This is a genomic window from Cupriavidus sp. GW821-FHT07C08, assembly GCF_059419025.1.
The window spans coordinates 1-12,240 of record NZ_JBWKQZ010000008.1 but is presented as its reverse complement, the minus strand read 5'-3'; the positions used below and the strand labels follow the sequence as shown (position 1 = coordinate 12,240).

Annotated in this window: 10 protein-coding genes; 5 read left to right on the top strand and 5 right to left on the bottom strand. The window is 66.8% G+C overall.

Annotated features, from left to right (window positions below):
• The first annotated feature begins 16 nt into the window (after positions 1 to 16).
• The gene (locus AC07UK_RS12410; protein ID WP_436225078.1) at positions 17 to 1,321 is read left to right on the top strand and encodes an MFS transporter; all 1,305 of its coding nucleotides are present in this window, start codon (positions 17 to 19) and stop codon (positions 1,319 to 1,321) included.
• A gap of 32 nt (positions 1,322 to 1,353) precedes the next feature.
• Here the strand turns inward: AC07UK_RS12410 and AC07UK_RS12405 are convergent, their stop codons facing one another.
• From AC07UK_RS12405 to AC07UK_RS12390, 4 genes are all read right to left on the bottom strand, one after another.
• Complete coding sequence (locus AC07UK_RS12405) at positions 1,354 to 2,124, bottom strand: sulfite exporter TauE/SafE family protein (protein WP_011617520.1); 771 nt, start codon at positions 2,122 to 2,124, stop codon at positions 1,354 to 1,356.
• Positions 2,121 to 3,155 carry a phosphate acetyltransferase gene (gene pta, locus AC07UK_RS12400; protein ID WP_494686420.1) on the bottom strand — a complete coding sequence of 345 codons (1,035 nt, stop codon included), beginning with the start codon at positions 3,153 to 3,155 and terminating at the stop codon, positions 2,121 to 2,123. Before pta ends, AC07UK_RS12405 begins: the two co-directional genes overlap by 4 nt.
• A gap of 221 nt (positions 3,156 to 3,376) precedes the next feature.
• Positions 3,377 to 5,143 (bottom strand): sulfoacetaldehyde acetyltransferase, encoded by a 1,767-nt coding sequence (gene xsc / locus AC07UK_RS12395; protein ID WP_436225369.1) that lies wholly within the window; start codon positions 5,141 to 5,143, stop codon positions 3,377 to 3,379.
• Between the two features lie 479 nt (positions 5,144 to 5,622).
• The gene (locus tag AC07UK_RS12390) at positions 5,623 to 6,705 is read right to left on the bottom strand and encodes a 4-hydroxyphenylpyruvate dioxygenase family protein (protein ID WP_494686421.1); all 1,083 of its coding nucleotides are present in this window, start codon (positions 6,703 to 6,705) and stop codon (positions 5,623 to 5,625) included.
• Between the two features lie 264 nt (positions 6,706 to 6,969).
• Between AC07UK_RS12390 and AC07UK_RS12385 the strand changes: the two genes are divergently transcribed.
• From AC07UK_RS12385 to AC07UK_RS12375, 3 genes are all read left to right on the top strand, one after another.
• Positions 6,970 to 7,803 carry a shikimate dehydrogenase family protein gene (locus AC07UK_RS12385; RefSeq protein WP_479940036.1) on the top strand — a complete coding sequence of 278 codons (834 nt, stop codon included), beginning with the start codon at positions 6,970 to 6,972 and terminating at the stop codon, positions 7,801 to 7,803.
• 95 nt (positions 7,804 to 7,898) lie between these two features.
• Positions 7,899 to 9,227 (top strand): MFS transporter, encoded by a 1,329-nt coding sequence (locus tag AC07UK_RS12380; protein WP_436225082.1) that lies wholly within the window; start codon positions 7,899 to 7,901, stop codon positions 9,225 to 9,227.
• Positions 9,228 to 9,298: 71 nt separating this feature from the next.
• Positions 9,299 to 10,363 carry a porin gene (locus tag AC07UK_RS12375; protein ID WP_436225083.1) on the top strand — a complete coding sequence of 355 codons (1,065 nt, stop codon included), beginning with the start codon at positions 9,299 to 9,301 and terminating at the stop codon, positions 10,361 to 10,363.
• A gap of 53 nt (positions 10,364 to 10,416) precedes the next feature.
• Here the strand turns inward: AC07UK_RS12375 and aroQ are convergent, their stop codons facing one another.
• A complete protein-coding gene (gene aroQ, locus AC07UK_RS12370; protein ID WP_013953462.1) occupies positions 10,417 to 10,878 on the bottom strand; it encodes a type II 3-dehydroquinate dehydratase in 462 nt (153 codons plus the stop codon).
• Positions 10,879 to 10,962: 84 nt separating this feature from the next.
• Here aroQ and AC07UK_RS12365 point away from each other — a divergent pair, with 84 nt between their 5' ends.
• The gene (locus tag AC07UK_RS12365) at positions 10,963 to 11,910 is read left to right on the top strand and encodes a LysR family transcriptional regulator (RefSeq protein ID WP_436225084.1); all 948 of its coding nucleotides are present in this window, start codon (positions 10,963 to 10,965) and stop codon (positions 11,908 to 11,910) included.
• The last annotated feature ends 330 nt before the right edge of the window (positions 11,911 to 12,240 follow it).

The window sequence follows — 12,240 nt, the reverse complement described above, 5'->3', positions numbered from 1 at the left end:
ACCACAGGGAGGGATCATGTTCGACTGGTTCCGTGATTTGTCGCGCATGGAGCGCAAGGGCTTCTATGGCGCGTTCCTTGGGCATGCGGTCGATGTCTTCGACTTCATGATCTATTCGTTCCTTATCTCCACGCTGCTCGGGCAATGGGGCATGAGCAAGTCGACAGCGGGCGCCATCGTCACCTGGACGCTGGTGTCGTCGCTGGTTGGTGCGATCGGGGCCGGCATCCTGGCCGACCGCTACGGGCGCGTGCGGGTGCTGCGCTGGACCATCGTGGTGTTCGCGGGGGCCTGCTTCCTGTGCGGGCTGGCGCAGTCGCCGGAGCAGCTGATGCTGTTCCGCATGATCCAGGGCCTGGGGTTTGGCGGAGAGTCGTCGCTGTGCATGGTGCTGGTGACGGAGATGATCCGCAATCCGGCCCATCGCGGCAAATACTCGGGCTTTACCGCCAGCAGCTATTCCTTCGGCTGGGGCGCGGCCGCCATCGTGTACGCGATCACCTTCAGCGTGCTGCCGGCGGAGACGGCGTGGCGGGTCTGCTTCTTCCTCGGCATCCTGCCGGCGCTGGTGGTGGTGTACCTGCGCCGCAACCTGGAAGAGCCGGAAATCTTCCTGAAGAGCCGGGCCGCCGGCCGGCAGGGGACGGCGCTGGCAGGCCTGGGCCGGCTGTTCCGTGGGCCGCTGCTGTCCAAGACCTTGCTGTGCAGCCTGCTCTCCGGCGGGATGCTGGGCGCGTACTACGCCATCGCCACGTGGTTGCCGACCTTCCTCAAGACCGAGCGCGGCCTGTCGGTGTTCGGCACCAGCTCCTACCTGGCGGTCACCATCATCGGCTCACTGATCGGCTACGTGGCGGGCGCCTACGCCACCGACCGCTGGGGCCGGCGGCTGACCTACATCGCCTTCGCGGTCGGGGCGTTCGTGGCCGCGCTGGTCTATATGGTGATCCCGGTGTCGAATACGTCGATGCTGTTCCTTGGCTTCCCGCTCGGCATCCTGATGCAGGGCGTGTTCGCGGGAATCGGCGCGACCATCTCGGAGTCTTATCCCAACGATATCCGGGCAACGGGGTATGGCGTTTCGTATAACGCCGGCCGGGTCATCGGCTCGCTGTTCCCACTCTCGGTAGGGTGGCTGAGTACGGGGCACACCTCGCTGCCGAGCGCGATCGCCATCGTGGCGGGAGTCGGCTACGCGATGGTAGTGGTCGCCGCGGTGCTGCTGCCCGAGACTACCGGCATGGACCTGGGGCAGGCGGGCGGCGGCGGGGAGAAGGAAGAGACCGCGCCGCTGGCGCAGCCCGCAGGCTCAATCGCCTGAGGCCGGTCCCGGCTCTAAGGGCGCGCGCGCCCTTAGAGCACCCACGCCGAAATCGCCGGCAGCATCAGGCTGGCCCCGATCCCGATCAACACCCCGAACGCCACCCTGCGCGTCGTGGCCGGCGAGAACGGCGGCGGAAAGCGCCGGCCCAGCAGCGTGGCGATCACCACCACCGGCACGGCGATGGCGGCCTGCACGCACACGGCGGCATCGAGCTGCCCCTGCCAGGCCGAGAACAGCGTGCGCACGGTGGAGGTCACGGTAAAGACCAGGATCAGCGCGCAACGGATTTCTACCGGCTTCATTGGCTGCCGGTAGAACTGGAAAATCAGCGGCGGGCCGGAGACGCCGAACATGCCGCTCAGCAGTCCGCCGAAAACACCGCTGACAAAGAAGGTGCCGTCGCCGGAGCGTTGCGCCAGCGGCGCGGGCTTGAGCGCGGCGCTGAGGCCGCCATACAGGATCACGGCGCCCAGCAGCAGCTGCAGCAGGGTGGCTGCGCTGGAACTCAGGTACTCCAGCACCAGCACGCCGACCACTACCGACGGCAGGATGCCGATGGCCGCCGCGGCGACGGCGCGCCAGTCGATATGCTGCAGCTTGCCTGGCAGGGCGCAGGCGCTGTTGGCCAGCGTGACCAGGCTCACCACCGCGGCCACGGTGGCCACGGGTGCCAGCCCCAGCCCGCTGGTGACGCCCATCACGATCATGCCAAGGCCAAAGCCGGTCACCGTCTGGAAATAGGTGCCGGCGCCGAGCAGGGCCTGCAGGCCCAGCAGCGGCAACAACAGTTCTGCCTTCATGCCGCCGCCTGCTCGCCCTTGCCGGCCTGTTCCGCGGTGGCTTGCGCCTGGACCGCGGTGACGGCGATGACATGGAACACATCGTCGGCGCTGCAGCCGCGCGAGAGGTCGTTGGCCGGCTTGTTCAGCCCCTGCAGCATCGGCCCGATGGCCTTGGCGCCACCGACGCGCTCGGCCAGCTTGTAGCCGATATTGCCGGCCTCCAGGCTGGGGAACACCAGCACGTTGGCGTGGCCGTTCACCTGCGAATGCGCGACCTTGCGCGCGGCGATCTCGGCGACGATGGCGGCATCGAGCTGCACGTCGCCATCGATGGCCAGGCCCGGGCGTTGCGCGCGCACGCGCTCGGTGGCGGACACCACCTTGTCCACCGCCGCATGGCTGGCGCTGCCGCTGGTCGAGAACGACAGCATGGCCACGCGTGGCTCTTCCATCAGCAACGTGCGTGCGCTGTCGGCCGCGGCCATGGCGATATCGGCAAGCGCATCGGCATCCGGATCCACCACCAGCCCGCAGTCGGAGAAGATCAGCCCGCCCTTGAGCGTGTGGAAAGGCTCGCACAGCATCATCAGGAAGAAGCTCGACACCAGCCGGAAGCCGGGTGCCAGCCCGACCAGCTGGATCGCGTTGCGCACCACGTCGGCGGTGGTATGGTCGGCGCCCGCCACCGAGCCGTCGGCGTGGCCGAGGCGCACCATCAGGTTTGCGAAGCACAGCGGATCGAGTACGGCGCGCTTGGCTTCATCGAGCGTCATGCCCTTCTTCTGGCGCAGCGCAAAGAGTTGCTGCGCGAACGACGGCGCGAGCGCCGAGGTCGATGGATCGACCAGCGTCATGCCGTCCAGCCCGATACCGTGGATGGCCGCGGCGGCGTTGATCTGGCGCGTGTTGCCGACCAGCACGATGCGCGCGACGCCTTCCTGCGTGGCGCGCTGCGCGGCCTGCAGGATGCGCGGGTCTTCCGCCTCGCACAGCACGATGCGGCGGGGCGCGGCGCGGGCGCGGTCGATGATGCGGAGGATGGCTTTCATGGTTGGATGGCTTCAGAAACGGAAAAAAGGGCCGGAGCCCTTGTCATGCTTGCGGTGTGCTCCCCTCTCCCGCGTGCGGGAGAGGGGCAGGGGGTGAGGGCAGGCGGTGGCATGCCACCAGGCGGAACTTCGTGGAGATCCCCGCCCTCACCCCAACCCTCTCCCGCAAGCGGGAGAGGGAGCAAACCGATCGCAAGCGGGGCGCCTGTACAGGCTCAGACTCAGACGTAGTCCTTGTACTTGTCTAGGTAACGCACCGGCTTGGCCAGCGCATCGCGGCGGAACGGGTCGCCCAGCTCACGCGTGCACATGATCTCGATGATCGTGGTCTTGCCATGATTCATCTGCAGGTCGATGGCGCGCTTGAGTGCCGGGCCCACGTCTTCCAGCCGATCCACCACGATGCCTTCGGCACCCATCGCCTTGGCGATGTCGGCAAAGCTCTGGTTGTCCAGCTCGCCCGCCACAAAGCGGCGGTTGTAGAAGTCCACCTGGTTCTTCTTCTCCGCGCCCCACTGGCGGTTGTGGAACACCACCGCGGTCACCGGGATGTTGTGGCGCACGCAGGTCATGGTTTCCATCAGGCTCATGCCCCAGGCGCCGTCACCGGCGTACGACACGGCCGGGCGGTGCGGTGCCGCCACCTTGGCGCCGATGATGGTCGGGAAGGCGTAGCCGCAGTTGCCCCAGCTCATCGCCGCGAAGAAGCTGCGCGGCTTCTCGAAGCGCAGGTAGCTGTTGGCCACCGAGTTGATGTTGCCGATGTCGGTGGACACCATCACGTCTTCCGGCATGGCCTTTTCCAGCTCGCGCAGGACCTGGCGCGGATGCAGGTACTGGCCGCCGGTGGGCGTGCGCTCCTGCTTCTGCTCTTCGATCATGTCCAGGCTGTACGGGTCGCGCTCGTGGGTCCAGTCGTCCAGCTCCTTCTCCCACGCGGCTTTCTCGCTGGCGATATCGGTGGCGCGGGCGTCGCGGGTGGCGTCGCAGGCCAGCGTGCGGCCGGCCAGGCGCTGGCTCAGCGCGACCGCGGCGGCCTTGGCGTCGCCGCAGATGCCCACCGAGATCTTCTTCACCAGGCCCAGCATCTTGTGGTCGGCGTCGATCTGGATGATCTTGGCGTTCTTGGGCCAGTAGTCCATGCCGTGCTGCGGCAGCGTGCCGAACGGTCCCAGGCGCGAGCCCAGCGCGATCACCACGTCGGCGCGCGAGATCAGCTTCATCGCCGCCTTCGAGCCCTGGTAGCCCAGCGGGCCGCACCACAGCGGATGGCTGGCGGGGAACGAGTCATTGTGCAGGTAGCTGTTGACCACCGGCGCGCCCAGGCGCTCGGCCAGGGCCTTGCACTCTTCGATCGCATCGGCCATCACCACGCCGCCGCCCGAGATGATCACCGGGAACCTGGCGTTGGCCAGCAACTCGGCCGCTTCGTTCAGGCTCTGCTCGCCGCCGGGGCCGCGGTCGAGGCGGCGCGGCTGCGGGATCTCGACGTTGACCTTGCCGTAGAAGTGGTCACGCGGGATGTTCAGCTGGGTCGGGCCCATTTCCGCGGTGGCGCGGTCGAAGCAGCGGGCGGTGAACTCGGCCATGCGCGCCGGGTTGGTGACATGGCCCTGGTACTTGGTGAACTCCTGGAACATCGGCAACTGGTTGGCTTCCTGGAAGCCGCCCAGGCCGATGCCCATGGTGCCGGCCTCGGGCGTGACGATCACCACCGGGCTGTGGGCCCAGTAGGCAGCGGCGATCGAGGTCACGCAGTTGGAGATGCCGGGGCCGTTCTGGCCGATCACCACGCCGTGGCGGCCCGACACGCGGGCGTAGCCGTCGGCCATGTGGCCGGCGCCTTGTTCGTGCACCACCGGGATCAGGCGGATGCCCGCCGGCGCGAAGATGTCCATCGCATCCATGAAGGCCGAGCCCATGATGCCGAACATGTCGGTCACGCCATTGGCGGCCAGCGTTTCAACGAAGGCTTCCGACGGGGTCATGGTCTGCGGGCCGGCCGGGACCTGGCTCTCCTTCGCGGCGGCCGAGCCACCGGAAACGGCGGGATTCGAGGTGGTATCGAGGTCGCGCATGGCGTTGTCTCCTGATGAGGGTCTTATAAAGTGGAACAAGACGTTCCGGAAAATTGCTTGTTGGGGGAAATGTAGGCGGAAGACTCCGATTGGTCAATAGGAAGTTTTGATTTATGGAATGAAACGAATGAAAAAATGAGACAAAAATCCGATTGAGGTGTCGTAGGCGCCATTTATAGGACGTTGATACGCGCTGCGAGGAGGGGGAAATCGGGATGCGCCCGGGGCGGGCAGGCAAGCAGGTCGCCGGTGAGAGAGATCACCGGCGCTGGCGAATATGAGGGGAAGTGTGAAGAGCCCGCCGCCTCAGGGGGCGGCGAGGAAGTGCGAGCTGGTGCGCTCAGCAGGGAGCGGTTTGACTGGGCTGCATGCTGGTAAAGGGGGCCGTGTCAGCGCACCGACAGCGCTTCCAGCACTGGCAGGTTGCCTTCGCCGAAGCCCTGATGCCCGTCGCGCTGGACGATCTCGAAAAAGAACTCGCCCGCCTCGCGCCTCACGAACGCCTGCAGGAAGCGCTCCTGCGTGCGATCGGCACGGATGGCGCCGTCGGCCAGGATGCCGTAGCGCTGCAGGGCGGCCAGGTCCAGGCCATGGCCGGGCAGGCGCGTGTCGACGGAATCGTAGTAGGCCGCCGGCGGCTGCACAAACTGCACGCCGTTGCCCTCCAGCGCAGCAGTGCTGGCGAGTATGTCGGCGCTGGCCAGCGCAATATGCTGGATGCCCTCGCCGTGCTGGTCCGACAGGTAGTGGCGCATCTGGTCATGGCGCGTCGTTCCCTTCTCGTACAGCGGAATGCGAATGCGCCCGCGCGGCGACACCAGCGCGTGCGCCCCGCTGGCTGGCTGGAGCTCGCGGAAGCCCAGCACCTTGCGGTAGAAGTCCAGCCATTCCTCGAGATGGCCTTGCTCCACGGCCTGGGTCAGGTGGTCGACGCGCAGCAGCCCCGCGTCCGGCGCATTGTCGGGCTGCGGCAACGGGCGAAAATCGACGTCGTAGATCGAGATATCGCCCACGTCGCCTGGCCGGCCTTCCTTGCCGCGCCAGCGGTCGATGAAGTAGAGGATCGACTGGCCGATGCCCTGGATGGCGGGGATATTGAGCTCCATCGGCCCCACGGTGCCGCCCTCGAAGGGCCATGCGCCAGCTTCCAGCGCGCGGGCAAAGGCGGCCGCGGCATCGTTCACGCGGATGCCGATGGCGCAGATCGACAGGCCGTACTCGCTGGCATAGCGCGTCGCGAACGAATCCGGCTCGGCATCGACGATGAAATTCATCTCGCCCTGCCGGTACAGCTTCACGGCCTTGTGGCGGTGACGGGCGATGGCGGCGAAGCCGAACCGTTCAAGGGTGCGACCCAGCGCGGCCGGGTCGGGCGAGGCAAATTCGATGAACTCGTAGCCCTGGATCCCGAGCGGGTTGTCCCACGTCTGGAAATCGTCGGCGCGCGGGGAAGAGACGTCTGCGGCGCTCATTGTCGTTGCTCCTGTTGGGTGGCGATGGGGGGCGGTGCCGGGCCATTGCGGCGACGATCGGATCATAGCAACGCGCCCCCGCCGGGCCGCGTTTGGACGGCGCGTCGCAGCACCTCGTAGAAACCCGAACTGCGCGCCTTGATCGCGCATACACGTTCACTGATCGCGCAATATGGCGTAAAGGGCGCTTGGCTGGCGGGCGGCAGGCCACTAATCTCCGGTCATCGAAACGCACCCGGGCCGGCCGCCAGGCTCACCAACACCATGATCAACGGCAAGACCACACTTATCCCGCACCTTGGCTATCCCACGGAGTCGTTCAAGGCGCCGATGATCTACAACCCCTGGTTCGCGCAGCAGGGCATCGACGCGGTGGTGGTGCCGATGGGCGTCAAGCCCGACGACTATGCCGAAGTGTTCCGCTCCCTGTTCCGGCTGACCAATATCCGCGGCGCGCTCGTGACCATGCCGCACAAGGTCGCCACGCTGGAACTGGTGGACGAGCTCACGCCGGCCGCCCGCATCGCCGGTGCGTGCAACGCCGTGCTGCGGCGCGACGACGGCACGCTGGTCGGCGACCAGTTCGATGGCGCCGGCTTTGTGCGCGGCATCGTGCGCAAGGGCTGCCGGCCGGAAGGCGCGCGCGCCATCGTCTCCGGCAGCGGCGGCGTGGGCAGCGCGATCGCCGCCTCGCTGGCGCAAGCCGGCGTGGCGGAACTGGCGCTGTTCGATGCCCGCGAAGGCGCCGCGCGTGCGCTGGCCCGCCGCCTGGCCGAGCATTACCCGGCGTTGCGCGTGAGCACCGGATCGGACGATCCGCAAGGCTTCGACGTGGTGGTCAACGCGACCCCGCTCGGCATGCACGCAGGCGACCCGCTGCCGTTCGACGTCGCGCGCATCGCCCCCGGCGCGATGGTCGGCGAGGTGGTGATGAAGCACGAATACACCCCCTTCCTTGAAGCCGCACTGGCCCGCGGCTGCAAGGTCCAGGTGGGCACCGACATGCTGTTCGAGATGATTCCGGCCTACCTGGAGTTCTTTGGTTACGGCACGGCCACACCTGAAGCGCTGCGCGCGGTTGCGCAGATCCGGTATTGAGGGCAGGGCGCGTGCCCTGGCCGACAGCCGAGCGGATGCCATCCCATAAAGGCACGCCGGCAAGCATTTCCAATCTAACGGTGGAGACAGACAAGATGACCACGACTCACAAGGAGCTGCCGGCTGCTGCGGCACCCGGCAACTCGCTCGGCGACAAGATCCGCGCCGCCTTTGCCTTCGGCAAGGTGCGCTGGGGCATGCTGGCGCTGGTGTTCTTTGCAACCACGCTGAACTACATCGACCGCGCTGCCCTTGGCGTGCTGCAGCCGGTGCTGGCCAAGGCCATGTCCTGGACCGCGCAAGACTACGCCAATATCAACTTCTGGTTCCAGGTGGGCTACGCCATCGGCTTTGCGCTGCAGGGGCGGTTCATCGACATGGTCGGTGTCAAGCGCGCGTTTGCGCTGGCGGTGCTGTTGTGGAGCATCGCGTGTGGTGCCCATGCCTTTGCGGCGTCCGCGGTCGGCTTCATGATCTGCCGCTTCTTCCTTGGCTTGTCGGAGGCGGCCAACTATCCCGCCTGCGTCAAGACCACGCGCATCTGGTTTCCGGCGAGCGAGCGCGCCATCGCCACCGGCATCTTCAATGCCGGCACCAATGTCGGCGCCATGCTTACGCCGATCATGCTGCCGCTGATCCTGCAGGCCTGGGGCTGGCAGGCCGCCTTTATTGCCATCGCCTCGCTGGGTGCGATCTGGCTGGCGTTCTGGTATGCCCGCTACCACAACCCGGAACAGCACCCGACCGTCAGCGCCACCGAACTGGCCCACATCACGCAAGACGTCGAACCGCCTCCGCACCGCATCCGCTATTCGCAAATCCTGCGCATGCGCGGCACCTGGGCCTTTGCCCTGGCCTACGCCATCACCGCGCCGGTGTTCTGGTTCTACCTGTACTGGCTGCCGCCGTTCCTGAACCAGCAGTACCAGCTCGGCATCAGCGTCACGCAGATGGGCCTGCCGCTGATTGTGATCTACCTCGCGGCCGATGTGGGCAGCGTGGGCGGCGGTGCGCTGTCGTCGTGGCTGATCAGCCGCGGCATGCCGGCGGTGCGTGCGCGCCTGCTGTCGATGCTGATCTTCGCTGCATGCATCACCTCGGTGGTGATGGCCGCCGGCGCCAGCAGCCTGTGGATGGCCGTGGCCGCGATCTCGGTCGCGATCGGTGCGCACCAGGCGTGGACGGCGAACATCTGGAGCATGGTGATGGACTACACGCCCAAGCATGTGGTCAGCTCGGTGTTCGGCTTCGGCGGGATGATTGGCGCCATCGGCGGCATGTTCATGACGCAGCTGGTCGGCTACGTACTGACATCGACGCACAACAACTATGCGGTGCTGTTCACGATGATCCCCTGCGCCTACTTCATCGCGCTTACCTGGCTGTTCTTCCTCGCCCCGCGCAAGGTGCCGGAAGTCGCCTGACGCCTTTCGACGTTGCCTGACCCGGCGGGGCGTTCGCCCCGCCGCCAATAAAACACAGAGACAAAGCTCCAATGCAAAAACGAATGATTGCGCTGCTCGCGCTGGGCGCGGGCAGTCTGCCAGCGCTCGCCCAGACTTCCGGTGGCGTCACGCTCTACGGGCTGCTGGATACGACTATCCGCTACAGCACCCATGAAGACGCGGCCGGCCACGGCCGCACGCAGATGACCGATGGCGTGCTCACCGGCAGCCGCTGGGGCCTGCGCGGCACCGAGGATATCGGCGGCGGCAACAAGGCCTGGTTCATTTTGGAGTCGGGCTTCGCGCCCGACACCGGCACCAGCCAGCAGGGCGGGCGGCTGTTCGGGCGCACCGCGGTGATCGGGCTTGACGGCGGCTACGGCAAGCTGGCGCTCGGCCGGCAGTACACGCTGGCCCATGAGGTGCTCTCCTCCTACGAGGCCATGGCCTTCGCCAACAACTCCATCGTCGGGTATCAGGGCGGCAACTACACCGGGCTGCGCTACGACAACACCGTCAAGTACATCAAAAGCTTCAACGGCCTGCAGGTGGCAGCGGCCTACACCTTCGGCGAGGTGCCGGGCAGCATCAAGAGCGGCTCGGCTGCGGCCGGGTCGCTGGTCTACAGCTCAGGGCCGCTGGAGATCGGCGCGGTCTACCAGCAGACGCAGAACGTGACCTCGGCCTTCTTTGGCGCGGTGCCGGCGGCGCTGGCCAGCAAGCAGACGGTGTGGGGTCTGGGCGGTACGTGGAAGGCGGCGCGGGCGCAGTATTACCTCGGCTACACCAATAACCGGCTCGATGTGGCCGACTATCGCAACAATGTTGGGTATGTCGGGACGCGGTTCAATATCACCGACGCGCTCGCGTTCATCGGCACGCTGCAGTACGACTGGCTGCGCCATGCTGGGCAGGGGGGCAAGCGGCTGACCACGGCGGGCATGCTGGACTACAACTTCAGCAAGCGAACCGATGTGTATGTGGAGGTCGACTACACCCACCTGCAGGGGCAGTGGATTGCGTTGAACAGTTCGCCGACGTTTGCTAACAGTGGGAATACTTATGGCAATGCGTCGCGCATCGGGGTGATGGCGGGGGTGCGGCACAAGTTCTGATGGGGAATGCCGCCGCGCAACGCCCAATGCGCGGTGGCATCCGCTTCATCCGTTTATTCAGCCGCGGCCGCTGTCACCAGCACCAGCGCCTCAACCGCCAACGCATATCCCTTCACCCCCAGCCCCGCCATCACCGCCCGCGCCACCGGCGAGATCCATGAGTGATGCCGGAACGCCTCGCGCGCGTGCACGTTAGAGATGTGGTACTCGATCAGCGGCACCGCCGCGCCCTTGATCGCATCATGCAGCGCAATCGACGTATGCGTCAGCGCCCCCGCATTCAGCACCACGCCGACCATTTCCCCTTGCGCGCACAGCCGCCCGGCTTCATGGATCCAGTCGATCAGCTGGCCTTCATGGTTGGTCTGCCGGCATTGCGCTTCCAGCCCCAGCCGCTGCGCGGCTTCCTGGCAGATGCGCTCCACATCCGCCAGCGTTTCGCTGCCATAGACTGCCGGCTCGCGGGTGCCGAGCAGGTTGAGGTTGGGCCCGTTGAGCACCAGTACTGTCTTCATCATGTCTCCTTGAATCGGCCGCGGCGCTGGCGCGGCCATCGCCGATAGCCTATCGTTAGTCCCTTCATCCCATCATCGACCGCCATGGAAACTCAGAATGCGCTGACGGCGAACAATGACCCGTTCCTGCGGGACCTGCGGCTGTTCTGCACGGTGGCGCGGCGCGCCAGCTTTATCGCCGCCGCCAACGAGACCGGCATTTCGCCGGCCCACGTCAGCAAGCGCATCGCCATGCTCGAAGCCATGCTGGGCGCGAAGCTGTTCCACCGCACCACGCGCCGCGTCAGCGTGACCGCCGAGGGCGAGAGCGCCTTTGCGTGGGCACAGAAGATCCTGGAAGACGTCGACGGCATGCTGGAAGCCGTGGGTGCCACCGGGGGCGAGCCACGCGGGCTGCTGCGCATCGCCACCAGCGTGCGGCTCGGGCGCAGGCATGTGGCACCGGTGCTGTCGCGGCTGCGGCAGCAGCATCCGGGGCTGGAGGTCTGGCTGGAGCTGCTCGACCGGCGCGTCGACCTGATCGGCGAAAGCTTCGACCTCGACATCCGCGTGGGCGAGGTCGAGGAGCCGCACCTGATCGCCAGCAAGATCGCCAGCGGCAGCCGCGTGCTGTGCGCCGCGCCCGCCTACCTCGCGCGGCGCGGCATGCCGGAGCACCCGGGCGAGCTGCCCCGGCACGACTGCCTGCTGCTGCGCGAACGCGACCAGGCCTTTGGCGTATGGCGGCTGCAAGGGCCTGACGGCTGGGAGACCGTGAAAGTGACCGGGCCGATGGCATCGAACCACAGCGACGTGACCCACCAGTGGGCACTGGAAGGTTTCGGCATCATCATGGCTTCGGTCTGGGACGTGGCCGCCAGGGTGCGCGCCGGCGAACTGGTGCGCGTGCTGCCGGACTGGCAGCAGCCGGCCGATATCTGGGCCGTGACCAGCGCACGGGCGTCGGCCTCGGCGCGGATGCGCGTGTGCCTTGAGTTCCTTAAGGTGCAGTTGTCGCAGGGACCGCAGGCGCTGGCGACGACGCTGGACTAAGAACCCGTTTCAGCATGAAAAAGGGGACGCGTTCAAGCCAGGCGCGGCGCAGGCTAGGCGCGGGCCGCCGGCCTTGGTCATTCCAAGGTCAAGGCCCGCAACGACGCATGCGCCGCGCCTGGCTTGAACCCGAAGGGAAGGCTGCTGCCGGGCCGCATGGCGTTGTTGCGGCCTCCTTGCGTGGAATGACCACGCGGCGTCGGCCACGCCTAGCCCTGCGGCCCGGCAGCAGCCTTCGCGCCCCTTTTGCATGCTGAAACGGGTTCTTCTATGGGGGCGAGGTTGTCAAGCCCCTTCAGTATTGGATTTCAGTCGCAGGCATATCTGCGC